The organism is Jeotgalibacillus proteolyticus (assembly GCF_050107735.1).
In the GTDB taxonomy this organism is placed as follows: domain Bacteria; phylum Bacillota; class Bacilli; order Bacillales; family Jeotgalibacillaceae; genus Jeotgalibacillus; species Jeotgalibacillus proteolyticus_A.
On record NZ_JBNILO010000009.1, the window covers coordinates 105628 to 132295 of the forward strand.

Consider the following 26668-nt stretch of genomic DNA (forward strand, 5'->3'; position numbering starts at 1 on the left):
CTTGCGATCCATTTTTCGCAGGGACAGTTTTTTTGTGCAGATTTTAACTCTCCTACTATAAAAACAGGTTCAGTGGAGTGGAAGGCGGTGACTCCAGTGGGAGCAAGCGAGAAGGGTGAGACAGTGAAGATGCGGCAGCATCGAAGTGGCTCACCTCCCACCCCACGGAAAGCATCCGACTGACACGGAAATGAACCGTCCTTTTGAACAGATCAAGAGTAAAATTTTCCTCTTTACAATAAATTAATAGAACAATAACAGAAATTTCTCCCTTATTCGTTGCATTCTGATTTTTTAGGAATTAGACTGTACGTAATGAATGATTGCGAAAGGAGGGACAGGAAAGAATGAGTTTTGAATACAGCAAAATGACTGATTTTACGATGGATTTCTTTCGACTGGACGGCAAAGCGGCCATCATTACCGGCGGAAATTCCGGGCTGGGTCAGGGATACGCACTCGCACTAGCGAAAGCCGGAGCGAATATTTTTGCCGTCAGCATGGGAGAAGACGACGATCAGACTAGAAAACTGGTAGAAGCAGAGGGCGTCAAGTACCACTTGATGATTGGCGACATCACTGAAGAAGGTGTGTGCAAGCAGATTGTGGAAGATTGCTTGGGTCTCTTTGGCCGCATCGACATTTTGATTAATAATGCTGGCATTAGCTTGAATGAAAAAGATGTCACCCGGTTTACGAGACTTCAGTGGGACAAAATGGTTTCGGTCAACCTGACTGCTCCGTTTGAATTAGCCCATGAAGTGGCCAAAACCATGATCGAGCAAAAAAGCGGAAAGATTATCAATTCCTGCTCGTTATTTTCTTATCTTGGCGGACAGTGGTCGCCAGCCTATGCCTCAACTAAGCACGGATTAGCGGGATTCACGAAGGCGTATTGTGATGAGCTGGCTCAATACAATATCCAAGTGAATGGCATTGCGCCAGGTTACTTTGCAACAGATGTCACGAAGGAAACAAGAGCCAATATGGTGAGCAATCAACGGGTGCTTGATCATATTCCAGCCAACCGGTGGGGAAATATTGTGGATTTAATGGGCACTATTGTCTTTCTATCAAGCGATGCGTCAAATTATGTGAACGGTACTTTAATCAATGTAGACGGCGGATTTTTAGTTCGATAGATGGAAGAGTACATATTAAATACGTTTAAAAGGAGAATGACCAATGAATGCACAGATTTTAGAAGAGTTAAAAGCACTTCTTTCAGAGGAGCAGATTGAAACAAATGACGAGGCGCTGTACGATGCTTCCGCGGATCGCTATAAAAAATATGCAAAAACCAAAAAAGTACTGACGGTTCCAGCACCGATTGCCATTGTGTACCCGCTATCAACCGAAGAAGTAAAATCGATTCTTATGTTCTGTAATGACAAAGACATCAATGTGATTCCAAGAAGCGGAAAAACAGGTACAGAGGGCGGTCTTGAAAACTGGAAAGAGACGTCGATCGTCATTGACGGCTCAAAAATGAATGAAATCATTAAGCTCGACACGTACAATATGCAGGCAACCGTTCAAACCGGCGTGAAGCTGCAAAAGCTAGAAGACGAGCTGCGCAAACTTGGCTATACGACAGGGCATTCTCCTCAATCCAAGCCGGTCGCACAGCTTGGCGGACTTGTTGCTACCCGAAGCATCGGCCAATTTTCAACGCTTTATGGAGCAATTGAAGATATGGTAGTCGGCCTGGAGTGCGTATTTCCGGAAGGACAGATCTCAAAAATTAAAAATGTACCAAGAAGATCAGGTGGTCCTGACATCCGGCATATTGCGATCGGAAACGAAGGCTCCCTTTGCTATATCACGGAAGTAACGGTTAAAATATTTAAATACGCACCTGAAAACAACGATTTTCATGGTTATTTGATCAAGGATGTTGAAACAGGCATCAAGATCTTAAGAGAAGTGATGGTAAACGGGTACCGTCCATCCGTTGCACGCGTGTATTCAGAAGAAGATGCAAGACAGCATTTTGAACATTTCTACAAAGATAAATGTGTACTGATTTTTACAACAGAAGGTCCTGAAGGCATTGTGAAAGCAACGAATGCAGGAATTGATGAGGCTGTGGAGAAATTCGCAGAAGGCGTCATTGAAAAAGTGGATTCTTCTTTAATTGAAACATGGTTCAATAATTTGAACTGGGATGAAAGCAGAATTGAGAAGGAAATTCAGGACATGCGCGATCACAATACACACGATGGCTTTACAACGGAAGTATCGGCTGATTGGGAAAACGTGGTGAAAATCTATCATAATGTCATGGACCGGATCAAAAATGAATTTGACCGTGCAGAGGATTTAACAATGCTTGGCGGACACTCTTCTCACAGCTACCTGAACGGCACGAATATGTACTTTGTCTACAATTACACGATTAACTGTGCACCTGAAGATGAGCTGCGAATCTATCACCACCCGATTCACCAGATCATCATTGAAGAGACGCTGAAATTAGGCGGTTCTATGTGTCACCATCACGGAATCGGCAAATATCGTTCAGAATGGACAAAAGAGGAGCACGGCTCTGCTTACTATATGCTTGAAAAGCTGAAAGAAGCGTTTGATCCAAACGCCATTATGAACCACGGAACCATCTTTCCTCAGCCAAATGAAGTGAAGAAATACATCCGCGGCTAGTCAGGAGGAGAGAATTTTGAGCAATCGATATATGATGGGGATCGATAACGGCTCCCAAAGCACCAAAGTGGCTATTTTTGATCGGGAAGGCAAGGAAGTAGCATTCGGTTCACGCACTTTAAAAGAACCGCTGACGCCTGAGCCTGGAGTCGTCATTCACCCCGAGGATGATCTGTGGGACAGTGTCTATGACGCGATGAAAAATTGCCTGGACCATTTTACAGGAGACAAAAAAGCCATTGAAGGCATCGGGTTATGCTCGATTCGCTGCTGCAGAGTGCTCTTGAAGGAAGACGGAAATCTGGCCCATCCAGTGATCAGCTGGATGGATGCCAGGTTATCCGAGCCGTATGATCATCAGGATGACCAGGTAAAATATGTGACGACTACTTCTGGCTATTTAGGCTTAAAATTAACCGGCGAAAAGAATGATGCAGCCGGAAATTGTGAAATCCACTGGCCGATTGACCGTGAAACACTGGATTGGTCAGAGGATGATGAAGTAGTAAGAGCAAACGGTCTGACAAGAGACATGCTGTTTCATCTGGTGAAGCCGGGGGAAAAGCTGGGGTCGATCCGCAAAGAGCTTGCTGAAGAATTCGGCTTGACAGAAGGCATCCCGGTTGTCGCGACATCCAATGATAAAGCGGTAGAAGTACTCGGTTCAGGCGTCAATCAGGCTCAATCGATCATGATCTCATTAGGAACGTTTATTTCATCGATGATCCTGAGAGATGACTACGCGGAGAATGCGAAAAACTTCTTTCCAACGTTCGCATCCATTCCGTTTAAGTATGTCTACGAATCCAATGGAATCAGACGTGGGCTTTGGACGGTCAGCTGGTTTAAGAAGCTGATCGGAGAAGAAGTGGTGAATGAAGCATGGAGGCGGGGAATCTCAGAAGAGGACTTCCTTAATCAAAAAGCGCAGGAAGTGCCGCCTGGAAGCGACGGGTTGATCACCATTCTGGACTGGCTGGCTTCACCGGATCAACCGTATCGAAAAGGCTTGATGATCGGCTTTGACCAGCGCCACACACGCTATCATATCTACCGGTCCATTCTCGAAGCAATCGCCTTTAATATTAAAAACAATATTGAAGAGATGACAGAGGAAATCAACCTGGATCTGGATGAAGTTATTGTCATCGGCGGCGGTTCAAACAGTGACGTCCTGATGCAGATTATCGCTGATTCATTCGGACTGCCCGTTCACAGACGGGTGGGGAGCAGCAGTGCGTGCTTAGGCGCAGCGATCTGCGTTTCGACACATCTGTCTATTTACAAAAGCTTTGATGAAGCCATTGAAAAAATGGTGAAAACAGAGCGGACGTTTTCTCCTGCACCGAATAACCATGCGTTTTATAAAGAACTGAACAATAAGGTCATCAAACAGGTAAGAACCCATACAGATCCGATTTTAAAGCTTACGTATCCGATTTTTAAATAAGGGACCCATTTTTAAGGCTGTGCTTTTCACTTCATTTTTGGGTGAAAAGCAGCCTCTTTTTTATAAAACCAATGAAAGGGGGATAAGGATGATTAAACTCGTGACAGATCAGCTAACTGCGCTTGAGCAGGAGGTGCACAGCAAGCTGTCAAAGGCTGTGTCCTCAAACGAGACACTTAAAATAATTGAAGCCGCTCAACTATGCGGGGTATCAGCTTCTAAAGTGTCAAAAATGGTCCGTAAATTAGGCTTTACGAATTTTAAGCAATACAAATTATACTTCAGCGGGCAGCAGATCAATTTGGAAAAGCAGAAGAAATCAAATGAAATCGAACGTCTGGCGCATTACCTTGAAAATTTTGATCCGCAGATCGTGAATGATTTCGTTTCGATTTTCCAGCAATACGATAAAATCATTTTGTTTGGTCTCGGTCCTTCGTTTATCAGTGCTGAATATTTTGCGTACAAGCTTGCTGCTGTCTCGGATCAAAAGGTGACGGTTACGCAAAGCGAGGATTTTGCAGAACGCTTGATGGATGAACAAACCCTTCTTATCGTTCTTTCTGTGACTGGGAAATTTTCTTCCTTTGAGTCCTTATTTAAAAAAGCCAAGGAAAAGGGTTCAACGAATATGCTGGTGCTTGAAGAGTATGTAAATACGCTTGAGTCTGCAGCTGACTATATTTTTCATCTATCTAAATTCGATCAGGACGCAGAGCTGCTTCCGTTTGAAAAAACAAGAACGGTTTTCTTTATTGTGATTGAAGAAATTATTGCTAAGCTTTCCGGTTTGAAAGGGTCTGTGTGATCTTCTGTACTGGGACCGGTTCATTTCCGCTGCAGGCGGAGGCTTTCCGCGTGGCGGGAGGTGAGCCCCTTGGATGCTGCCGCATCTGCAGTGTCTCACCCTTCCCGCTTTATCACGCAGGAGTCCCCGCCTTCCGCTCCAATGAACCTATTCTGTTTAAGGTGGGATTAAAAAGGTTCTTGCACCAGCAAAATATACGTTCTTAGGTTTGTAAGAGAGAGGGACCGGTTCATTTGCGCTGCAGGCGGAGGCTTTCCGCGTGGCGGGAGGTGAGCCCTATTGATGCTAGCGCATCTGCCTGGTCTCACCCTTCCCGCTTCATCACGCAGGAGTCCCTGTATCCGCTCCAATGAACCTATTCTGTTTAAGATGGGATTAAAAAGCTTCTACGTGCTTTAATACCGGAACCCCTAATACACTTTTTCTTGATCATAGCATGCCTGATAAAAATTTACATATCCTATTTGATAATTGTATTAGAGGAGTGATCAAGTATGAGAAAAAACCTAATCTTTATTTGTTTAATCAGTTTATTAGTGATAGTTAGCACATTTTATTTTTTAAACCAATTAAATAATAACGCCACTGCTCAACAACAACTAACAAGCTCTAAAGAAGTAGAGGAAATTCAACTTAAAATGGAACAGATGAATAAATCAAAGGTTTTTAACCAAATCACTGATAAGTTAACAGCCAATAACTATAAAATTCTTGGAAGCACAGCCATTCAATATAACGTAGAAAATGGTTGGGTGTTTATAATTGATATCCCTAAAGTAAATAGAGACGCAACAAAAGAAGAAGAAATTAAAACAATTTCAAAAGAAGTTTTAGATAAAAGTGAGCTTTCTAAATATAATTTCTCAGTTAAAGTGCTTCCGAAAAATATTCAAAATTAAGCTTTATCAATCTTTAAAATAAACAATAATATTATCAGATGGCTGTAATGAACCAGAAATCTGAAACTTTAATTCTGCTTTACCATTGTCTCCATCGGTAAAATTTCGAGTACTAAATTTAAATTCGCCATTTCCGTTTCCATTCTTAATAATACCGTCCACAAAGCTACTACTTTCACCATCCATTTCATAAACCATTATTGAAATTACATTCAAGGGATCCGCCCCGGTTATATATAATCTATAATCCCCACCGCCTGACCAAAGTTTAGAATCATATATTGTTACCGTACCATTCCCTAATGTAATTGATTTTGTCCCTAATATATCCCACTCTCCTGGACCTAACGGCACTACAGTGTTTCCTAAAGCAGTAGAAGGAATGAACAACCCCATCGACAACGTCAAAACACTCATCCCTAATTTGAATCCCTTTTTAATTGAATTCTTTATTAAGAACTTAAAAACCTCTTTTTAAAAAGAAATTTCATTCGACACCGTTCTAATTTCGAAGTGAGAAGAAATCACGAAGTTTGCTTAACGTATGTTTTCAGCGTTTTGATACAGGAACCCCTAAAGGTACTTAAAGTAACGGGTGCGTTAGTTTAAGAAGTCACTAATAACAACGAAAAGGACTTCCAAATATGTGGAAGTCCTTTCATCATAGTAAAAAACAACATTAAATTTTAACAAAGCTTTATTAAAAAATCCCCCATAGATCGTAAAAGGAGTGCTCCTTTTCACGATATACAGGGGATTTTCTTTTGTTAGAAGAGCTTTTACCTTTTGCTGTGATGCCGTCCGATTAGAGATATATTCAGGTAAAAGATGCTTTTAATAGAGGAAAAGATCCAGATGTTAACCATACATTGTTTGATTAAATTAATGGATGTCCTTTTTCTTAAATCTTCCTCCGCGCACCTCGGTAATGTCTGCGACTGCTAAAAAGGCTGTTGGATCGAGTTCATCTACGAGAGATTTCAGTTTTGCTTCTTCCAACCGGGTGACGATACAAAATACTACTTTCTTTGTGTCACCCGAGTAAGCGCCCTCACCGTGAAAATAGGTAACGCCTCTTCCAAGTCTTGCATTGATGGCATCTCCAATTTCCTGGTATTCGTCACTGATAATCCAGGCTGATTTTGACTGCTCCATTCCCTGAACAACAGCGTCAATTGATTTGGAGGCAACAACGTACGCCAATATGGAATACATTGCGCGGTCCCAGCTAAACACAAATCCTGCCGCGCTTAAGATAAACAGGTTAAAGAACATGACAATTTCGCCTACAGAGAACGGCACTTTTTTATTAATTAAGATGGCCAATATTTCTGTGCCATCCAGCGCACCGCCGTACCGGATGACCAGGCCAATCCCCAGTCCCAGTACCATACCGCCAAAAAATGTGGCCAGCAGTATGTCATCGGTAAAAGCAGGAACCGGATGCAGCACTACGGTAAAAATTGATAGCAGAAATATCCCCAATATAGTAGATATGGCAAAGGTTTTACCAATTTGTTTGTATCCAATATAAACAAATGGAAGGTTCAAAACAAAGAGAACAATTCCAAGCTTCAATCCGGTTATGTGCGAAAGCATTATAGAGATACCGGTAATTCCTCCATCAATAACCTGGTTTGGAACGAGAAAGATTTCAAGCCCCACGGCCATTAATAAAGCCCCGATGCTAATGGCGATTCCCCGCTTAACAATAGCCGCAGGGGATAATTTACTATGTTTTATTTTTGATTGCTTGCTAGTATTCATTTCGGCAAAGACCTTTCTTCAAGAGATGAATTTCCATTTGATAATTGCTTAGCGCTTCTTCGAAAGACAGATCACGCGAAAACTTCTCAACGATGCTGCGAAAAGTCACCGCAATGACAATTTGCAGAAGATGATACAGTTCTTTATCATTTTCAACATTGAGATTATCTTTATTGATTAATGCGTTCAGTTTTTTGAAATTCTCTGTCCGGTCGCTGTCACTGATCATTCCTGCAAAGGAGTTTTCTATTTTGTGTGTCATATTTAAAAAAGAATTTTTTAAAAAATTGCTGTCTTCCTCATTTTGCAGCACGGATGTAAATAAAGTAACCATCGAACCAAACAAGTCTCCGTTATTCTCAGCCAGCGACAGTAAAAAATCTGATTTTCTTTGTTTTGTTTGCTCATTTAACAAATAAAAAAAGACATCCTCTTTGTCTTCAAAGTACTGATAAAAGCTCCCGCGGGAGATGCCGGCAGATTTAATGATATTTGAGATTGAGGCTTCTGATAAAGGAGCTCTTGAGAATTCCTTTTTTGCTGAGTCAATCAATGTTTGTTTTTTATCATCGGATAAATTATAAAATGTTAATTTTGGCAATACCATTCTCCTTTGCTTTTTACACGTAGTGTTTGTGCATTACTTTATAAATCCTGTGCTGAAAAAGTCAGGAGGCAGGAAGAATCGTTCTTTATCAATTAACAGCTCCTGCAAATCCTCTTCTGTGCTAACGGTGTCTTTCAGCTGATTCATTTCTTTTTGAATGCCTTCCATCTTTCGGTCCAGTTGTGCAGCTGAGAGGGCTGCTTCCTTCAGCTCATCAACTAATTTCTGAGGAACTTCTTTGTTATATTTGTAGTAAATTTTGTGCTCCAGGCTGGCCCAAAAATCCATAGCAATTGTTCTGATTTGAACTTCAACACAGACATTTTCCACTCTGTCAGACATAAAGACAGGAACTTCTAGTAATAGATGGAGGCTCTGATAACCATTCGGTTTGGGGTTTTTAATGTAATCCTTTACTTCACATATCTTAATGTCCTGCTGGTTTTGAAGCATATTGCTGAGCTCATAGATATCAGAAATAAACGAGCAGGTTATTCGTATTCCTGCGATGTCTTTAATGTTTTCCTTAATATGAGGCAAAGTAAATGAATATCCTTTTTTATGGACTTTTTTTATAATGCTTTCAGGAGATTTGATTCGTGATGTGACATGCTCGATTGGGTTGTAGTCGTGAATGTAATGGAACTCCTGTTTTAGGATATCAATCTTTGTGTTTAATTCATCTAACGCAAACTTATACAGCATCATAAAACGGACCAGTTCATTTTTTAATTCCTTCATTTGTTTCCCGCTGCTTACTTCTTGTACATCCATTTCTCCATTCCTCTCTCTGAAGAATCTATCTTACATGGCGTGGTTTCGTGACGGTTTTTTACAAATAGATGCTTTGACGCCTTGATTTTGTAATTCTAATGTCAGTTTTTTTAGTCGATCCAAATTAGAAAACTCTTTTTGCATCCTTTTCACCTCTGTTGTGACACTGTGTCACATCTCTATATTTTTATTCTATATGACACGGTGTCATATGTCAATTGAAAATGACACCGTGTCACAAATGAGCAAATACATATGTCCGCGGGGTTCACAAAATGAATAAAAATATGAGCTTTATAAAGCTTATTGATAGAAAATATAATTTAAGGGGGGAAGGATGGAAGTGGGGGTGGACCATGAACCATACTCAAAAGACAGGGCAAACACCTTAATACAGTAAAAGTGCACGCATCTCCAATCTATACTTGTTTCGCGACACTCAAGTATAAAAAGAATGGCAGATGTCGTGCAACTTTTATTTCTAGAGAGCTGAACCATCCCAAGATAGTGGGTTTTTTCACGTTCTATGGCGGGATTTTCTTAAGTTAGGAATGCTTTCTCAATTTAGAGTGATGCCGTCCAATCGGAATGACATAGGGTGATCCGGAAATCGGGTCGTTAATGACGGTGCAGTTCAGACCGAAGATGTTTTCGATCAATGAGCTGGTGATAATTTTAGATGGCTGGCCTTCTGCAACAAGCTGTCCTTCATGGAGTGCAAAAATATGGTCCGCATAGCGTGCAGACAGATTGATGTCGTGCAGCACCATGACGATCGTGGTGCCATATTTCCGGTTCAGGTCAGTTAAAAGATCCAGTATTTCAACCTGGTAGGTGATATCGAGATACGTGGTTGGTTCGTCCAGGAACAGGATGTCTGTTTGCTGAGCCAGTGCCATGGCGATCCAGACACGCTGCCTTTGACCGCCTGAAAGTTCGTCGATGTGACGGTCGGCAAACTCAGTTATGTTCATGATGTCCATTGCTTCACTTACCGCTTCATAATCTTCCTTTGACCAGCCTTTTAAAAATTTCTGGTGGGGAAATCTTCCTCGGCCAACGAGATCTGCAACCGTGATGCCCTCTGGTACGATCGGAGTTTGCGGCAGAAGCCCCAATACCCGCGCCAGCTGTTTCGACGGGATTTTGTGAATCGGTTTTCCTCCGATCGTTACTTGTCCGGAAACCGGCTTGATTAGTCTAGCCATCGTTTTAAGCAGGGTGGATTTGCCGCAGCCGTTTGCGCCGATGATAATACTGATTTTATTGCTTGGAATGGAAACATTGACATCATGAAGAATCGTCGTCTGGTCGTATCCGGCAGTGATATGGTCCGCTTTAAAAGCATGTGTCGATTTCATTATAAGTCTCCTTTTTGATTCATTCTGATAAGCAAGTAGATCAGGTACGGTGCGCCAATGATTCCAGTGATAACCCCGACCGGATATCTCGCTGTAAAGGCGAATTGCCCGACCAGATCCGATGCCAGAACTAAGATGATGCCAACCAGACCTGCCGGGACGATGCCTGAAAAACCGGCGCCCACGAGTCTTTTTGCGATCGGACCTGAAAGGAAGGCAATAAAGGCGATTGGTCCTGTCACAGCAGTAGCGAGCGCAATAATCAGGACAGAGCTGATGATAAGGAATAATCGTGTTCTATCTGTATCAACGCCAAGGGATGTAGCGGCCTGTTCGCCAAGCTCCAGCATATCAAGTCGTTTTCCAAGCGCAATAATAATGGGTGCAAAGATCAGCACGGTAAGAATCAGCGGATAAAGACCTTCCATTTTTGCGCCGTTCAGACTGCCGGTCAGCCACCTCATGGCCGTAGGGATATCATGCTGCTGGCCAATTAACAGTAAATAGGAAACGACCGCATTCAGCATCGCCTGAATCCCAATGCCGATTAAAATTAAACGGCCAACGGAAAAGGAAGTGCTTCTTGATAATAGAAATATTACAGTCACTGTGACGAGCCCGCCGGCAATAGACGCAATGGAAGTAAATGTATTGCTTGCCTGCAGCACAATGATACTGAACACTGCAGCAGCACTGGATCCAGCGGTAATGCCGATTACATTTGGGTTCGCCAGCGGATTTCGCAGCATGGTCTGAAAAACGTGGCCTGCCACACCAAATGCAAAACCGGCAAACACGCCTGCGATCATTCTTGGCAGCCGGATCGTGCCCACTGCAAAGGAAGCTCCGCTAACCTGCTCACCAAGCAATACGCGCACCACATCTGAAACGGGGTAAATGGTGTTGCCAAGCATCAGCATGGTCGAGCAAAGAGCAAAAGCAATGACTGATAAAAGTGTTGTGACGAATAAAAATCGTCGTTTTCGTTTCGTTCTTCCTGACAATATAGGGTAAATCGATGGCTTTATCATAATGCACGCATCTTCGCTTTCATGGTAATCAAAATTAAAATTGGCGCCCCGATAAACGCGGTCACAACGCCGACTTCAAGCTCACCGGGACTTCCAAGAATTCGTCCGGTGACATCTGACATACTTAAGATGATGGCTCCGGATATGGCGGACAGCGGAATCACAAACCGCAGATCAGGTCCAATAATCAGTCGAATGACATGAGTGGCCAGTAATCCGATAAATCCGATGGGGCCGGCAAGCGCCGTTGTGACACCGCACAGCACCACGCCGCCAAACGCTGCAATCAGTCTAAGTGTATCAGTTTGAACACCTAATCCTTTTGCCGCTTCATCCCCTAAAGCCAATGCATTTAATGCCGGAGCTGTGAAAATCGCAATTAGTATACCGATCACCAGGAAAGGGGTAAAGAGAGAAATAGAATCCCAGTTACCTGCACCCACACTCCCTACCTGCCAAAATCTGAATTGGTCCATGACACTTGAACGGGGGATCATAATCGCCATGACAAGCGATGACAAGGCTGCACTTGTTGCAGCCCCCGCTAAAACCAGTTTAAGGGGCGTGGCACCGCCACGACCCATTGAACCGATTCCGTATACAAATATGGCCGTTATGATGGCTCCTGCAAGGGCAAACCAGATGTATTGACTGGCACTGCCGATATTAAAGAAGGAAATGCCGCATACGACGAACAGGGCTGCTCCCGTGTTTACACCTAAGATGCTCGGGTCTGCAATGGGGTTGCGGGTGACAGACTGCAGTAAAGCCCCCGATACCCCAAGTGCAGCTCCGCACATAAAGCCAAAAATGGTTCTGGCAATTCGCTGACGAACCACATTTGCCCCATGAGTCTCGACGTCCGGATAGAATAAACCATTCATAATTTCATTCCATCCGACGATTCGCGACCCAAAAGCGAGTGAGGCAACGACACAGATTCCAAATAACACAAGGGAGAGAATCAGCAGTTTAATAAAATTCTTTGGTGCACGCCACTGCTTTTGTTCTGTTACGGAAAGATCATTCATGCTACTCGAGCTTGCTTACAGCTTCTGACATGAGCGTTAAGTACTCGTCAATGGAGTATTCAATCGAAAGCGTGCTTGGTGTTCCGGCTGCAGCTAGCGGTGTGTTATCTCCAATGATAACGACAGAGCCTCTTTCAATGGCCGGCACCTTTCCAAAGATCGGATCATTTTGAAGGGCTTCAAGCGTGTTCTCATCTCCGTAAGAGACTAATACATCTGCATCATTCAGCATATCGGCATTTTCAGCACTTACTTCGATATAAAAGCTGTTAGGGTCCGTCATTTGGCTTGTGATGCTTTCCGGGTATTCCATTTCAAGCTCTGTCAGGAATTCGCCTCGCGGATCTCCTGGTGAGTAGATAAAGAATGAAGAAAGATCAGCAGCATTCAAGCTGAGAAATGCTCCGGTTTTTCCTTTGATTTCCGGGTGCTCTTCCACTTTTTCAGCAATGAGCTGTTCTGTTTCAGCAATAAGCTGTTCGCCTTCTTCTGCAAGTCCCATAGCCATTGAGTTATAAGTAACCTGCTCGCGCCATGAAGCTACCCATGGACCTTCCTGATAAGCTACAACCGGTGCAATTTCGCTTAATGTGTCATATTCCTCCTGCGTAATGCCTGAGTATGCAGCAAGGATTACATCCGGATTTGTATCTGCAACGGCTTCAAAGTCCAGACCGTCTGTGTCCTGAAAAATCGTTGGCGTTTCTCCGCCCAGTTCTTCAAGCTTCTCAGCTGTCCAAGGCAGCATGCCGCTGTCGTCCTGCACACCATAGTTTGCGGCAGAAAAACCAACAGGCACGACATCAAGTGCAAGCGCAACATCATGATTGGACCAGGCAATGGTCGCCACACGTTCCGGTTTTTCTTCGATAACCGTTTCACCAAGCGCGTGCTCAATCGTAATCGGGTACTCGGCTGATGATTCTTCCGTTGAAGTTTCTGTATTGGAATCTCCTGAAGCTTCTGTTTCTTCTGTGGCTGTATCGTCTGAACATGCAGCCAACGCAAGCATCAGCATCGCTGACATGGATACGGTAACGAATGAAGATCTTCTTTTTCTACTCATTGCCTCTACACTTCCTCTATCTCTTTTTAATTGATAACAATTATCATTATCATTAATGTAAAGGCTTCCTCAATCATTGTCAACAAAATATTTAGAAAGAAGCATATTGAATTGGGTGAAATAAGGACCAAAAAACAAGCGTACACTGGCTCAATAAGAAAAATAGTATACTGAAAATATATTTAGAAGTAATGATCGTCAGGAGCAAATGTGCAAGGAGTTTAAAAAAGAATCCTGAGACAAATGTGTCTCAGGATCCTTGACCGGTTCACTGCGCTTCAGACGGACGCTTTCCGCAGGGACGGCGCTGAGCCTTTCCAGGGCCTTGCCCTGTATAATCTCAGCTTGCCGTCAAATCCTGCTGGAGTCGCCGCCTTCCGCTCCGCTCACCTCATACTACCTATTGATATTGCCTCAGTTTTCTCCGTTACACTGCTATATCCCAGCTTCCACAAACTTACGAAACTGAAAATCCTTCTTCTTCTTTCATGCCATTCTTCGCCATAAATTCGTTCAGCAAATCACGGACCTCGTCGGTTGTTTCCGTCTCCATCAGCCGGTTTCTCAGTTCACCTGCGCCGCGGAATCCGCGTACGTAGATTTTGAAAAAGCGTCGAAGCGGTTTAAATGGACGAGGTTCAAGCTCTTTTGAATACTTGTCATGAAGATCAAGCTGCAGACGAAGGAGGTCAAGAAGCTCTTCGCTCGTGTGCTCTTTCTTTTCCTTTTCAAACGCGAACGGATTTTGGAAAATCCCGCGTCCGATCATTACGCCGTCTATGCCATATTTTTCGGCGAGCTCAAGGCCCATTTGACGGTCAGCGATATCACCATTAATCGTCAAAAGCGTTTGAGGTGCCACTTCATCACGGAGTTTTTTGATCTCCGGAATCAGCTCCCAATGTGCGTCGACATTGCTCATCTCTTTTTTCGTGCGCAGATGAATAGAAAGATTGGCAATATCCTGTTCTAAAATATGCTTCAGCCAGTGGCGCCATTCGTCCACTTCCGTATAGCCGAGACGGGTCTTCACGCTGACGGGCAGTCCGCCTGCTTTAGCAGCCTGGATGATTTCTGCTGCCACTTCCGGATGCCGGATCAGCCCGGAGCCCTTTCCATTCGCTGCTACGTTCTGTACAGGACAGCCCATATTAATATCCACGCCGCGATAGCCCATTTCCGCCATTCCAATACTCATTTGGCGGAAATACTCAGGCTTATCACCCCAAATGTGGGCAACCATTGGCTGCTCATCTTCAGTGAACGTCAGGCGGCCTTTCACGCTGTCTTTTCCTTTTGGATGACAGTAGCTTTCTGAATTCGTAAACTCTGTAAAAAACACATCAGGCCTTGCTGCTCCACTTACCACGTGACGAAACACAACATCCGTCACGGCTTCCATGGGCGCCAGTACAAAAAACGGACGCGGCAGCTCAAGCCAAAAATTATCTTTCATAATCTATCTGAACCCTTTCTTTAAAGGGAAACATGTTCCCGGAAATAATATATGATTTGCCTTTATTTAAATGACGAGTAAAAACACAAAACTTCAATCAGTATCTACTTTACTGGGATCTCGTTAAAAGTGCAAGGGGACGAGCTTTCGTGGCAATGATTCCCTTGGCCACATAATCAATGCAAACTTTTAAAAAGAAATTCCAGTTTGAAAAGATGAGTACGTATTTAAAATGATGCGAACGGTGTAAAATCATCCTATACATAAGGATATTTCGGGGTGCAACGACAGGTTGCGCCTTGGTGCGCGCATAACTCGCTTTACTTCATTTGCTCGATCCATACATACTGAATTTGTAAAGAAAGGCGTTGAATTACATGATTTTTAGTGAACGGTTAAAAAGTGAAAGAGAAAAAAAGGGGTGGTCTCAGGCAGAGCTTGCCGAAAAGATTCACGTCAGCCGTCAGTCCGTCTCAAAATGGGAGACAGGAAAAAACTACCCTAGCATTGAGGTAATCATGGATCTTAGTGATCTATTTGGCATTACGATCGATGAACTATTAAGGAGTGATGCAGAATTGAAAGAAAAAGTGATTAAGGACAGCAAGCAATTGGCGCATCCAAGATGGAAGCTGTTGTTTGACAGTATGTTTTTAGTCGGGGCTTTTCTGCTCGTCTCAAAAATATTCATTATTGCATTGAATTACTTTTTGGGAACCCAATTCCTCATATTCGAAGGGGTACCGAGATTCATGGCAAACTTTCTACCGCTTATATTGATGGTAGCAGGCGGCATTGGCAGTGACGCGTTGAAGGATAAGTATTTAGAGTAAAGGACTCTTGGATATGGATGCAAAAAAACAGCATGACCAGTGATTCACTGGTTACGCTGTTTTTTTACGAACTTTCACGTCCACATACCCCGGCTCGATCTGAACCTCCATATATTCATTCACCATTTCATCCTTTTCACTCCATGGTACACGCACACTCGAGAGCATATTCTCCTGATCGTCCAGAAAATCAAGGGACGTAATATCATGAAAGTTCAAAAGACGTCCAAGTATTTCAGGGCGGTCGTGGACGCGGTTGCTGACCGGGTTGGCTGTATACATGCCAAGTGGTTCCGGCTGCTCCTCTGAATTGTAGTTTAGCTTAGACTCGTCTTTCGTACTGATTTGGAAATGAACAACATCTGCATTAAATACATCATAATGTTCCCGGCTATTCTCCACTTTTCGGAGTGAATCAAAAGTCAGTTTTTGAAACCGGTCTGCTTTCAGGATAATCGATTCCAGATTTTCAAACACAACTTCAATAAAGTGGTGATTGTTCATTTTGCTGCCCCCTCGGCTGTGAGTTATGAATCTGGAAATCTCCAGAATAAAGTAGAAATCAATCCGTTGTTCCCGTGCAATGGGAGGTGAATCTATGGTAAATTTAACAGGAAAAGCTTTGAGAAAGGAAGAGTGAAATCGAAAATAAAATTACATTTACAACCGAACATACAACAGATGATTACTTGAAGATGCAGGTCAAGAGGCTGAAGCTAAGCGGAGAACTTAGAAAAATCAAAAAGAGGGCTTCAATTCTTGGCATGGTTCTCTCCATTTTGCTCATGGTGATTTATGGATTTTTTAACACCATGCTTGGTTTGATTGCGTCCGTGATCATTATTGTGCTGATTGGCGTCTTGTTTCCTGAGCTTATTGAAAAAAGCATGGTTAAGAATTTACGCAGACAGGTCAGCATGCCAAATATGGATCATGCCATCGGCCAGGCTGAATTTAAAATAGATGATCATTCACTGGTAAGAAAAATGAACTATTCAATACTTGAGTTCCGCTGGGATGGAATCATACGTGTATCAGAAGATGAAAAACATTATTATTTTTTCCTATCTAGGATTCAACCCCTGTTTATACCCAAAAAACCAGCTGGCCTGTCGCACACAGAGCAGTTAAAACTAGAAAATAAAATTGAGCAGACGAGAAGAAGGATTAAGCTTGAGCATTAAGTGGATGATCCGTTGAGTAATTTACATTAAATTGAGAGTCTAGACCATAAGTGGCTCAGGCTCTTTGACCGGTTCTCTGCGCTTCAGGTGGACGCTTTCCGCAGGGACGACGCTGAGCCTTTTCAGGGCCCTGCCCTGTAAAGTCTCAGCTTGCCGTCAAATCCTGCAGGAGTCGCCACCTTCCGCTCCGCTCCCCTCTTACCCAGAATTGATACACCGTCAAAAAGTAAACTTTTGGGTGAATGCCTGAGCTTTTTTACTTTCCATATCAAGAATAAATGCCCCTTTTTTCTGAAATATACTGGATAGGAGTGCATGAATGTTGACAACCATCTATTTAGTCCGACACGCCCATTCCATTTACTCGCCAGATGAGCTGAACCGACCCTTATCCGAAAGAGGAAAGGAAGATGCAGTCAGGGTGACTTCGCTATTAAAATTGGAGAAGATAGATACAGTGATTTCAAGCCCATATAAACGCGCGATTCAGACCGTTGAAGGAATTGCTCAGTATATAGAAAAAGAGATTAACATCGTTGAAGACTTCAGGGAACGGCTGCTTTCTGACAAACCTATCGAAGACTTTCAATACGCGATTTTAAAAGTTTGGGAGAATGCGGCGTTTTCATGGGAAGGTGGGGAATCAAACGTGACTGCTCAACAAAGAGGCGTTCAGGCACTGTTTGAGGTGCTTGAAAAACACCCCGGGCAGCATGTCGCAATCGGCACACATGGAAACATTATGGTGCTGATTATGAACTATTTTAGTGAGCAGTATGATGTGGAGTTCTGGCGGAAACTAGCGATGCCGGACATCTATAAGCTGACTTTTGATGGAAAAGTTCTGCAGCAGGTGGAAAGAGTGGGGGGAAGCCATGTATATAAAAGATGATTTATATGGTGCTTTTACTGTAGAAAAGGTCTTAGAAGAGCTGATCCTCAGTGAACCTGTTCAGCGGCTGAAAGGGGTTCACCAGGGAGGGGCAGGCTACATGGTAAATGAAAATTGGAACGTCACCCGATATGAGCATTCTGTTGGTGTGATGCTGCTGATCCGATTGCTTGATGGATCCCTGGAGGAGCAGATTGCCGGTATGCTGCATGATGTATCGCATACCGCCTTTTCACATGTGGTGGATGCAGTTTTTGAAAATCAGGCAGAGGATTATCATGAAAAGATCTATACATCTGTTGTAAAAGAGTCGGTCATTCCGTCTATTTTGGCGAAGCATGGCTATCATTATGAAGATATCCTGCTGGATGACAGTCAGTGGACGCTGCTTGAACAGCCTGCCCCAAAGCTGTGTGCGGACCGCGTGGATTATACGCTGCGGGATATGTACCGATACGGCCATATTACGTTAACAGAAATCAGCCGCTTTTTGCAGGACGTAAAAGTTTTGGAGGGGGAAATGTTCCTTCAAAGCATCGAATCAGCCGAATGGATCGTTGAAACCTACTTTAAAGAGGTCATAGGTTTCTTTATGAATCCATTAAACATCTACAGCAATGACAGACTGGCAAATCTTCTAAAGCTCGCTTTAACTAAACATGTTCTTACAGCAGAGGACTTTCTCGGCAGGGATGAAGATGTGCTTGCTAAGATTCGAGCAACAAATGACAGGGAATTACTGAATCTGCTGAATCAAATCCATCCAAATGTCCGGGTACGAGAAGACAAGGCGCAATTTGATCTACATAGAAAGAATAAGCTTCGCTTGCTTGACCCTTTTGTTTTCATTAACGGACAAATTATTTCTGCATCAGAAGTGTCGAAAAATGTCGAGAAGATGCAGAAGGAAGCATATAAAATAGCGGTGGCAGGGGTTTATGTGAAGATCCTTTCGAGCTGAGTGAGGAAGCTGACTAACGCTGGAAAGCTTCTGTTTCAGAGTTCCTCTTGAGCAGTAACCTCGTACGTAAAAAGAAAATAGAAAATATAGTACCCCCTATGAATCCCCCGATGTGTCCTGCCTTGCTGATATCAGCTATAAAAAACGTTCCTGCAAAAGCCAGAATAATGAATAGGGAAATCATTGCTTTTTGATAGGTCGTAAAATATTCCGGTCTTAAAAAAAGTAAGACAAGGAAAACACCAAGAAAGCCGAATCCTAACCCGGATGAACCTGCTAATGGAGAAGGGTAGTCAGAAAATAAATGAATAATCATCCCAGCAAAAATACTTAGTGCGATACAACTTACCATAAATTTAAAACTACCCATCATTTCTTCTAAAGGTCGAGCAAAGAAGAACATAAAGGGGAGATTAATTATAAGATGAAATAAACTCATATGCCCAAGTGAATACGTAAAGAGGCGCCATACTTGTCCTTCATGGACTAATTGCCAGTCATAAGCGCCTAATCGTATACGAACTTCTTCATCGTAGCCTCCAAGCAATAAGGCACAAAGCGTGAAGATTATATAGATTAGTATAAAACTTATCGTTACTGGAATCGTTTTTATGTATTCAAATTGCTTTCTCTTTCCTATTGGCATTTAGGGCACATCCTACCTTATGAACTTATTTCGAGAGTGTTATATCCATAATTTGTATTGTAGTCTATAATTGCCAATAGTTAAATATAGAAAGAGACCTAATGTAAGAGGAGAACTATTTATATTAGAAAGAGGTGAGCGGAGCGGAAGGTGGCGACTCCAGCAGGATATGACGGCAAGCTGAGACTTCGCAGGGCAAAGCTCAAGAAGGCTCAGCGCCGTCCCTGCGGAAAGCGTCCTCCTGAAGCGCAGTGAACCGGTCGTTTGTCCCGGACTCGCTTTTATTTTTTATAAGAAGGAAGCATATCCCCATGCGCTTCAATTAATTCATCACATAAACGAATAATGGCATCCATAGAAAGTTCAGCTGCAGTATGAGGGTCCAGCAGGGCAGCCTGATAGATTTTTTCGGTTGATTGGGTCATAGCGGCTTCAATGGTTAGGAGCTGCGTATTAATATTTGTTCGGTTGAGTGCCGCGAGCTGTTCCGGCAACTCACCCATATAAGCCGGTGTAACACCGTTTCGGTTGGCAATACACGGGACTTCTACCACTGCTTTTTCCGGCAGGTTGGAAATGAGTCCTCCCGTATTTAGTACATTGCCGGCAAACACGAAGGGGACATTTGTTTCCATGGCTTCAATGATTCGGGAACCATATTCCTTGGACCGTTCATGCGTTAAATTCTTTTCATGCAGGAGGTCTTCTTTTGTTTTCAGCCAGCCGTTAATCTGTGCTTCGCAGCGCCTCGGGTATTCATCCAGCGGAATATTAAATCTGTCAATTAGTTCAGGATAGTTCGATTTTATAAAATAGGGATGATACTCAGCGTTATGCTCAGAAGATTCAGTTACATAGAAACCGAACTTGTCCATTAATTCATAACGAACCATGTCATGATGCTTTGTTTTTTGTTTTTCTTTCGCTCTTTTTTTAATTTCAGGATAAAGGTCTTTGCCATTTGATCTAATTTCAAGCAGCCAGGCCATATGATTGATTCCGGCAATGCGCTCTTCAATGTTTTCATAAGGAATTTCGAGGTCTCTTAATAAATCCTTCGTGCATATTTGTACGCTGTGGCATAAACCAACCATTTTTACCTTCGTATAGCGGGATATTGCTCCCGTTAAGGCGGCCATAGGATTGGTGTAGTTTAATAGCCAGGCATCGGGGCAAACCTCTTCCATGTCCTTGGCGATGTCCAGCATAACCGGAATGGTGCGCAGTGCTCGAAATAGTCCTCCAATGCCGATCGTATCAGCGATTGTCTGCTGCAGACCAAATCTTTTTGGAATCTCAAAATCAATGACGGTGCTCGGTTTATAGCCGCCAACCTGGATGGCGTTGATTACATACTTTGCCCCCATCAGTGCTTCTTTACGGTCTGTGTAGGTCTTAATCGTCACGTCTGCTCCTACTGTCTTTTTCAACGCATTCAATAGCACGTCAGATTCTGAAAGACGGTCTGGATCGATATCAAATAGGGCAAATTCAAATTCCTGCAGAGCAGGTGACAGCATGCAATCCCCCAATACATTTTTAGTGAAAATCGTGCTTCCGGCTCCGATGAATGTAATCTTTTTCATTGTGACCCTCCCATCCTATTTTCAGTTGATTATTTACTCCATATTCATTAAGGTAAATCTTATACCAAATAATACAACGCTTTCATTTGGACAACAATGGTAAATAAAATGGGGAAGTGGGTAATATATTGCTCTATAAAAAGGATGAAATCCACAATAGCTTTGCCTATCACATTCCAAAAGAACCGTTGACTGAAGCGGTCCGAATTAAATCCATAGGTTTTGAAAAGAGGACCTCAACAGATTATTATTGGGATGGCCGATTTCGCCATAATGATCACAATACCTGCATTTTTCAATATACCATTAGCGGCTATGGACATCTTCAAGCTGGAGAAAGTACATACACCGTTAAGCCCGGTGAGGCCTTTATCGTTAAAGTACCGGGGGAACATTGCTATTATCTTCCTGAGGAAAGTCCGGGCTGGGAATTTCTCTTTATTACGCTTGAGGGGTCGAAAGCGCAAGAATGCTGGAGTCAAATAATAGACCAGTTTGGAATGGTCATGAAGATAGGGGCTGATGATCCCCTCATCTTTTCTCTTCGTAAAATTTATCAATTTGCTGTAAGACAAGGCATTCGTGACACGTTTATCTCGTCAGCTCAAGGATACGAATTCATTATGGAGCTCTACCGCTATTCACTGGGGATGAGCAGCACCAACCTTAACCTGCCGGATGATCTTCGTGAAGCTGTCCGCTTTATCGAAACGCATTATGACCAACCGCTGTCCCTTGAAGACATTACAAAACGGGCAGCCCTCTCCAAGTATTACTTCACCAACAAATTTCAAAAATATTTAAAAACAACTCCCATTCAATACCTGACGAAAACACGTATAAAAAAAGCTATGGAGCTTTTAATTACGACCAATAAACCAATACAAGAAATTGCGGTAGAAACCGGATATGCAAATGCTAACTACTTTAGTAAAGTGTTCAGAAAGATGATTGGAATGTCACCTGACAGCTTTCGCAAAGATAAAAGAATGATTGACTTTCAGCATATTATTATTGATTGAATTTTGACTTAGCTAAACTTTTTAGAGAACAGCAGGATATACACTGAAGGTTGAAGAGGAACTAAATCAACCTACCATGCATGGGGAGTAATTGCTTATGCATTTTTTTGTATTTATTTTAGCTATGTTAAAGGTCGTGGTTGATATTTGAATCACAAATACACGATGATAATAAAGGTAATTTAATCCCGGTTATCGAAACACAGGATATAAATAGTTTGTCTACGTTCACGAGATAATCCTATTACTTATTTAACTAACGGGGCAGGTTAGTGGAGTAAGAGAGAAAAATATAAATGATTAATTTGAGTAATATAGTGATAATAATGGGGGGATACAAATGAGGAAAAGAGTCACTTTTTCTTTTAATAGTTCAAGTTATGAAGGTACAGAGGCGACAGAAACATTTACTCTTGAAGAGTTAGGTATTGATGCAGACGTAGATGATAATACATTAAAGCTAAAAATTGATAAGGTTTTTCAGGCTTGGGTTTGGGATAAACTTAATATTTCATTTAGTGTCGTCATAAACGAAGAGAAATGCCTGACTAACATTGACGGTGACGATTGCTGAATATGCAGCCGTCATTGTTAAAGTAAATAAGCAGTACTGTTTGAAGAAGAAAAAAGAGTTGAAAGAAAGATGGGGTAAAGATGACATTTAAAATGGAACCATCACCCAAAAAAGACTTATTTTTCATAGAAGAAGATTTAAAAAAGTTATCAGAGTGCTTAAGGGAAGTCTTAGTTGTTCCAAGAGAAGAATTTTTCAACCATCCAGCCTATAAGGAAATTCAAATGGTCAATAGTTATCTGTATTGGCAAATTTCAGAGAAGGCTAAGTTAGTTATTGTGGCACAACCTGATTGGATAACAAACCTGCCTGAGCAAAGGAAGCGGGAAGTACTTAACATCCAATATAAAATGGAAAGAGGTTTAATCTTTCCCGTGTCATTATTTTCTTCTACAAGCTCACTTCCTGAGGAGTACATTGTTGAGGAGAAAATGGACAGGTTCTTAATCATACAACAGAATATTTGGACGAAACTTCCCTATAAAATCAAAGAGAGTGCAATAAAAGAGTATGCTCAACTATGGGATAGCTGGACCAATTTTGATATTCCAGAACAGACTCCTGCACACATAAAAAAGTATGCTAATAAATTTCCAACAGAGGCGGGAAGTAATTGTTTATCCGCCACTTTATTTGCTGTTACGGGACAAGAGTGGATAATTGGAGAGTGGGTTCACCCTAATACATTTATGATTGGTTTGGAAAGAGCAAACTTTTTACCAATAAACGATGAAATAAAAAAAGGAGACGTTATTACCTGGGTCAATGATGAAGAAGTCATTCAGCACGCGTCTTACCATATTGACAATAACCTCTTCTTTAATAAAAATGGACAAACTTTCTTCAACCCCTGGAAGGTAACCCATTTGAATAAGTTAAAAGAAGAATGGTGCGAATATGAGATGAAGGTTTATCGTAAAAACGCCACTTGTTATTAAACTAACGGGGCAGGTTAGTACAACAAGATTTGCTTTCTTTGTTCGAGCTACCTGGTACAATTTAATATGTTTTTATAAAAAAGGTGGTAATGTTATGGCGATAAAATGGGATGAAATAACACTCGAAAATTTAACACATTTAGATAGGGTCTTTGAGTTATATGACCAAGCATTTCCTATTGAAGTAAGAGAGTCACATAGTATTTTTGTAAATAGTATAGAGTATGCGAGAAATAAAAAGCCGAATAATTTTCGGTTCTTAGTTGGGTTTGAAGGGGAACAGCTCGTTTCTTTTGCAACAGGACACTATTTCGCTGAAGCAAATATAGGATTCATAGTTTATATAGTTAATGATCCTTTTGTACGAGGTAAAGGCTTAGGGGCAAAAACATTATTAAAATTGGAAGAATTATTAAATAAAGATGCCGTGTTAGCAGGAAACAAGCAGCTTAAAGCAATAATATTAGAAACAGAAACACAAGAAATGGTACATACGAAAGAAGAAAAAGAGGACTGTATTAAAAGAAACAGATTCTTTGAAAGAAATAATTATAAGCAATATGAAAGAATTGATTACTTACAACCACCATTACATCTTGGGGATATAAATGTACCATTAAATCTTTTTATTAAGAATCAACAAAGAATTGAAATCACCGAGGCAGAAATTCGTGTAGCAATTCGAGCCATCTATAAAGAAAAATATTATGTAGTAAATCAAATCGATAAAAATGTTCTAAACAAATGTCTTGAAAAGATGGGTATGAATAACGAAACCTTATTTAACTAAGGGGTGGCGAATTTTAAAGAGATACAGCTACTTATCTAAGCAGGTTTAGTGGCTGCTCTTGTTGAAGTAAAGGGTGCTTTAGTTGAAGAAGCCATAAAACAACGAAAAGAGGTTAGAACGAAACTCAAAAAAGTTTATAAAAAAGAGACAGTAATTCTCAATAGTAAGAGGTGAGCGTAACGGAAGGTGGCGACTCCAGCAGGAGATGACGGCAAGCTGAGACTTTTCAGGACAACGTCCTGGATAGGCTCAGCGCCGTCCCTGCGGAAAGCGTCCACCTGCAGTGCAGCGAACCGGTCAAAGAGGCTGAGACATTTTTTGTCCCGGTCTCTTTTGTTGTATTGGAAAACAACATTTAATCTTTAACAATGCCATTATTTTAAATAAATCATTGCGTTTCTTTTTCTGTCTGTGTATATTGTATATAAAGTATATATACACTATATCATTAATGATGAAGAGGGATTCCCATGCAGATTTTAATTTCCAATAGTTCAAAGGAGCCGATCTACGAGCAAATTGCTAACCAGGTAAAGTCATCTATTTTGGCAGGTGAGCTCGAGGAGGGGGCAGCGCTGCCCTCGATCCGTCAGCTTGCAAAGGATTTGCACATCAGCGTGATTACGACGAAGCGTGCTTACGAGGAGCTTGAGAAAGCGGGATTCATTTATTCTGTTGTCGGCAAAGGCTCGTTTGTCGCAGAGCAGAACTTAGAGGTTATCAGGGAAAAGAAGCTGAAGGTGATTGAGGAGCAGCTGTCTGCGGTCATTTCAAACAGCCGTGAGATTGGACTGTCCCTTGAAGAACTGAAAGAGCTGCTGGACATTTTATACAGGGAGTGAATGGGATGGAGCATGTGATTGATTTACAGAATGTAACGAAAACGTATAAGGATTTTTCGATTCCGACGATGAATTTGCAGGTAAAGCAAGGGTATGTGACAGGATTGATCGGAGCCAATGGAGCGGGAAAGTCGACGACTCTAAAGCTGATCATGAATTTAATCCAGCCTGACACGGGGAATGTGAACGTGTTTGGACAGGACTACGCGTCCCATGAAAAAGCGATTAAAGAACGGATTGGCTTTGTCTACGATGGCAATGTGTTTTTTGAAGGTTTGAATTTAAAGGATATTAAGAGAATCGTCGGACCGGCCTATAAGCATTGGGATGACCGGTTGTTTTATCAGTATGTGGAAATGTTTGAGCTGCCGCTTAAAAAACCGATTAAAACCTTTTCAAAAGGCATGCAGATGAAGGCTTCCCTTGCAATTGCGCTGTCACATGAGGCAGAACTGATTATTATGGATGAACCGACAGCGGGGCTGGATCCGGTTTTCAGGCGGGAGCTGCTCGATCTTTTGCAGGAGCTGATGCTTGACGGAAAACGGACGATTCTGTTTTCCACCCACATCACAACGGATCTTGAGCGGATAGCGGATTATATTGCCTTTTTAAATCGCGGAGAACTCGTGTTTAATCAAACGGTTCACGAGGTGTCTGAAACCTACGCACTTGTAAAGGGCTGGACCGATCTGCTGGACCGTGATACGGAAAGATCCTTCGTGCATGTTAAACGTGCATCGACGGGCTTTGAAGCTCTGACGGATAATGTAAATGAAGTAAGAGAAGTATTTGGCTCCTCCGTCATGATCGAACGGGCTACGCTTGAGGATATTATGTTTTATACAAAAGGGAGGAAAAGCTATGCTTAATCTGATCAGACGTGACGTGATCCTGCAGAAGAAATTAATTTTGCTCTTTGTTCCTTTTGCTTTGTTCTTTATTTTATTGGATGCACACCCGATCCTGACCTTTTTTATAGCCAGTATTTACGTGCCTTTTAATGCGTACGCCTATGATGAAAAATCGGACGTGAATATCCTCTTGAATTCGCTGCCGTATACACGTAAAGAAATTATAGCAGCACGCTATCTTGGCGCTCTTTTCTTCATGGCAGCGGCCATCGGGTTATCAAGCATTGCAATGCTGCTATTCAGCAAAGACTTTTCAGCCATAGATGTAGGTATGGGAGCAGGCGCTTTCTTGCTATTTGGCGCGGTTACCTTTCCCCTGTTCTACATATTAAAACAGGGCTATATAACAGCATCCCTCATGTTTCTAATCGTTATAGGGGCTGGTATAGGACCTTTTATTGTAAGAATGGCAGGTGAAAATCTTACGGCAATTACAAATTTCTTTACTCAAACATCCGACACGATCTTATACTCCGGCGCAGCCATTATTGCCGTGGTGTTTTATACTATGTCGTGGATATTTACCACGTTTATTTATCAGCGGAAAGCATTTTAAAGGAAATCCTGTTGTCTCA

General features: G+C 42.2%; 28 protein-coding genes. 16 read left to right on the forward strand and 12 right to left on the reverse strand.

Features of this window, described 5'->3' with window-relative positions:
* Window positions 1-347: 347 nt before the first annotated feature.
* The 5 genes from ACQCT8_RS14230 (at window position 348) to ACQCT8_RS14250 (ending at window position 5818) form a co-directional block, all read left to right on the forward strand.
* Window positions 348-1142, forward strand: coding sequence for an SDR family NAD(P)-dependent oxidoreductase (locus ACQCT8_RS14230; RefSeq protein WP_426872061.1), 795 nt, complete (start codon window positions 348-350; stop codon window positions 1140-1142).
* 43 nt (window positions 1143-1185) lie between these two features.
* Complete coding sequence (locus ACQCT8_RS14235; RefSeq protein WP_426872063.1) at window positions 1186-2661, forward strand: FAD-binding oxidoreductase; 1476 nt, start codon at window positions 1186-1188, stop codon at window positions 2659-2661.
* Window positions 2662-2677: 16 nt separating this feature from the next.
* Window positions 2678-4111: an FGGY-family carbohydrate kinase gene (locus ACQCT8_RS14240; RefSeq protein ID WP_426872065.1), complete on the forward strand. Its 1434-nt coding sequence runs from the start codon at window positions 2678-2680 to the stop codon at window positions 4109-4111.
* Between the two features lie 88 nt (window positions 4112-4199).
* Entirely contained in the window at window positions 4200-4919 is a 720-nt protein-coding gene (locus ACQCT8_RS14245) for a MurR/RpiR family transcriptional regulator (protein ID WP_426872067.1), read from the forward strand.
* A 494-nt stretch (window positions 4920-5413) separates the two neighbouring features.
* Window positions 5414-5818 (forward strand): hypothetical protein, encoded by a 405-nt coding sequence (locus tag ACQCT8_RS14250; RefSeq protein WP_426872069.1) that lies wholly within the window; start codon window positions 5414-5416, stop codon window positions 5816-5818.
* Between the two features lie 6 nt (window positions 5819-5824).
* On the opposite strand, the gene ACQCT8_RS14255 is transcribed toward ACQCT8_RS14250, so the two are convergent.
* The 9 genes from ACQCT8_RS14255 to ACQCT8_RS14295 all read right to left on the reverse strand — a co-directional run bounded on the left by ACQCT8_RS14255 (window position 5825) and on the right by ACQCT8_RS14295 (window position 14911).
* Window positions 5825-6226 (reverse strand): hypothetical protein, encoded by a 402-nt coding sequence (locus ACQCT8_RS14255; RefSeq protein WP_426872070.1) that lies wholly within the window; start codon window positions 6224-6226, stop codon window positions 5825-5827.
* 474 nt (window positions 6227-6700) lie between these two features.
* Window positions 6701-7585: a YitT family protein gene (locus ACQCT8_RS14260; protein WP_426872072.1), complete on the reverse strand. Its 885-nt coding sequence runs from the start codon at window positions 7583-7585 to the stop codon at window positions 6701-6703.
* Window positions 7575-8186 carry a TetR/AcrR family transcriptional regulator gene (locus tag ACQCT8_RS14265; RefSeq protein WP_426872074.1) on the reverse strand — a complete coding sequence of 204 codons (612 nt, stop codon included), beginning with the start codon at window positions 8184-8186 and terminating at the stop codon, window positions 7575-7577. Before ACQCT8_RS14265 ends, ACQCT8_RS14260 begins: the two co-directional genes overlap by 11 nt.
* 39 nt (window positions 8187-8225) lie before the next feature.
* The gene (locus tag ACQCT8_RS14270; RefSeq protein ID WP_426872076.1) at window positions 8226-8966 is read right to left on the reverse strand and encodes a GTP pyrophosphokinase; all 741 of its coding nucleotides are present in this window, start codon (window positions 8964-8966) and stop codon (window positions 8226-8228) included.
* 545 nt (window positions 8967-9511) lie between these two features.
* Window positions 9512-10327, reverse strand: coding sequence for an ABC transporter ATP-binding protein (locus tag ACQCT8_RS14275; RefSeq protein ID WP_426872078.1), 816 nt, complete (start codon window positions 10325-10327; stop codon window positions 9512-9514).
* Complete coding sequence (locus ACQCT8_RS14280; protein WP_426872080.1) at window positions 10327-11358, reverse strand: FecCD family ABC transporter permease; 1032 nt, start codon at window positions 11356-11358, stop codon at window positions 10327-10329. The genes ACQCT8_RS14275 and ACQCT8_RS14280 overlap by 1 nt, the downstream gene beginning before the upstream one ends.
* Window positions 11355-12389 carry a FecCD family ABC transporter permease gene (locus ACQCT8_RS14285; RefSeq protein ID WP_426872082.1) on the reverse strand — a complete coding sequence of 345 codons (1035 nt, stop codon included), beginning with the start codon at window positions 12387-12389 and terminating at the stop codon, window positions 11355-11357. The genes ACQCT8_RS14280 and ACQCT8_RS14285 overlap by 4 nt, the downstream gene beginning before the upstream one ends.
* A 1-nt stretch (window position 12390) precedes the next feature.
* Window positions 12391-13455: an iron-siderophore ABC transporter substrate-binding protein gene (locus tag ACQCT8_RS14290; protein WP_426872084.1), complete on the reverse strand. Its 1065-nt coding sequence runs from the start codon at window positions 13453-13455 to the stop codon at window positions 12391-12393.
* 457 nt (window positions 13456-13912) lie between these two features.
* Window positions 13913-14911, reverse strand: a complete 999-nt coding sequence (locus ACQCT8_RS14295; protein WP_426872086.1) for a tRNA dihydrouridine synthase — start codon at window positions 14909-14911, stop codon at window positions 13913-13915.
* A gap of 377 nt (window positions 14912-15288) precedes the next feature.
* Between ACQCT8_RS14295 and ACQCT8_RS14300 the strand changes: the two genes are divergently transcribed.
* Window positions 15289-15744, forward strand: a complete 456-nt coding sequence (locus tag ACQCT8_RS14300; RefSeq protein WP_426872088.1) for a helix-turn-helix domain-containing protein — start codon at window positions 15289-15291, stop codon at window positions 15742-15744.
* A 51-nt stretch (window positions 15745-15795) separates the two neighbouring features.
* Here the strand turns inward: ACQCT8_RS14300 and ACQCT8_RS14305 are convergent, their stop codons facing one another.
* Complete coding sequence (locus tag ACQCT8_RS14305) at window positions 15796-16248, reverse strand: hypothetical protein (RefSeq protein WP_426872090.1); 453 nt, start codon at window positions 16246-16248, stop codon at window positions 15796-15798.
* A 191-nt stretch (window positions 16249-16439) separates the two neighbouring features.
* Here ACQCT8_RS14305 and ACQCT8_RS14310 point away from each other — a divergent pair, with 191 nt between their 5' ends.
* The 3 genes from ACQCT8_RS14310 (at window position 16440) to ACQCT8_RS14320 (ending at window position 18781) form a co-directional block, all read left to right on the forward strand.
* Window positions 16440-16928 (forward strand): YcxB family protein, encoded by a 489-nt coding sequence (locus tag ACQCT8_RS14310; protein WP_426872235.1) that lies wholly within the window; start codon window positions 16440-16442, stop codon window positions 16926-16928.
* A 319-nt stretch (window positions 16929-17247) separates the two neighbouring features.
* Window positions 17248-17820 (forward strand): histidine phosphatase family protein, encoded by a 573-nt coding sequence (locus tag ACQCT8_RS14315; RefSeq protein ID WP_426872092.1) that lies wholly within the window; start codon window positions 17248-17250, stop codon window positions 17818-17820.
* Window positions 17804-18781: an HD domain-containing protein gene (locus tag ACQCT8_RS14320; protein WP_426872094.1), complete on the forward strand. Its 978-nt coding sequence runs from the start codon at window positions 17804-17806 to the stop codon at window positions 18779-18781. Before ACQCT8_RS14315 ends, ACQCT8_RS14320 begins: the two co-directional genes overlap by 17 nt.
* A gap of 13 nt (window positions 18782-18794) precedes the next feature.
* Here ACQCT8_RS14320 and ACQCT8_RS14325 read toward each other — a convergent pair whose 3' ends face one another.
* Window positions 18795-19427 carry a rhomboid family intramembrane serine protease gene (locus tag ACQCT8_RS14325; RefSeq protein WP_426872096.1) on the reverse strand — a complete coding sequence of 211 codons (633 nt, stop codon included), beginning with the start codon at window positions 19425-19427 and terminating at the stop codon, window positions 18795-18797.
* A gap of 281 nt (window positions 19428-19708) precedes the next feature.
* Window positions 19709-21013, reverse strand: coding sequence for an alpha-glucosidase/alpha-galactosidase (locus tag ACQCT8_RS14330; protein ID WP_426872098.1), 1305 nt, complete (start codon window positions 21011-21013; stop codon window positions 19709-19711).
* 128 nt (window positions 21014-21141) lie between these two features.
* On the opposite strand from ACQCT8_RS14330, the gene ACQCT8_RS14335 reads away from it, so the two are divergent.
* From ACQCT8_RS14335 to ACQCT8_RS14365, 7 genes are all read left to right on the forward strand, one after another.
* A complete protein-coding gene (locus tag ACQCT8_RS14335) occupies window positions 21142-22035 on the forward strand; it encodes a helix-turn-helix domain-containing protein (RefSeq protein ID WP_426872101.1) in 894 nt (297 codons plus the stop codon).
* Window positions 22036-22375: 340 nt separating this feature from the next.
* Complete coding sequence (locus tag ACQCT8_RS14340; protein ID WP_426872103.1) at window positions 22376-22609, forward strand: hypothetical protein; 234 nt, start codon at window positions 22376-22378, stop codon at window positions 22607-22609.
* 80 nt (window positions 22610-22689) lie between these two features.
* Window positions 22690-23547, forward strand: a complete 858-nt coding sequence (locus tag ACQCT8_RS14345) for a hypothetical protein (protein ID WP_426872105.1) — start codon at window positions 22690-22692, stop codon at window positions 23545-23547.
* 94 nt (window positions 23548-23641) lie between these two features.
* On the forward strand, window positions 23642-24337 hold the full coding sequence (locus tag ACQCT8_RS14350; RefSeq protein WP_426872107.1) for a GNAT family N-acetyltransferase: 696 nt from the start codon (window positions 23642-23644) through the stop codon (window positions 24335-24337).
* A 470-nt stretch (window positions 24338-24807) separates the two neighbouring features.
* Window positions 24808-25179: a GntR family transcriptional regulator gene (locus ACQCT8_RS14355; RefSeq protein WP_426872109.1), complete on the forward strand. Its 372-nt coding sequence runs from the start codon at window positions 24808-24810 to the stop codon at window positions 25177-25179.
* Window positions 25180-25184: 5 nt separating this feature from the next.
* On the forward strand, window positions 25185-26051 hold the full coding sequence (locus tag ACQCT8_RS14360; protein WP_426872110.1) for an ABC transporter ATP-binding protein: 867 nt from the start codon (window positions 25185-25187) through the stop codon (window positions 26049-26051).
* On the forward strand, window positions 26044-26649 hold the full coding sequence (locus ACQCT8_RS14365; protein WP_426872112.1) for an ABC-2 transporter permease: 606 nt from the start codon (window positions 26044-26046) through the stop codon (window positions 26647-26649). The genes ACQCT8_RS14360 and ACQCT8_RS14365 overlap by 8 nt, the downstream gene beginning before the upstream one ends.
* Window positions 26650-26668 lie beyond the last annotated feature (19 nt).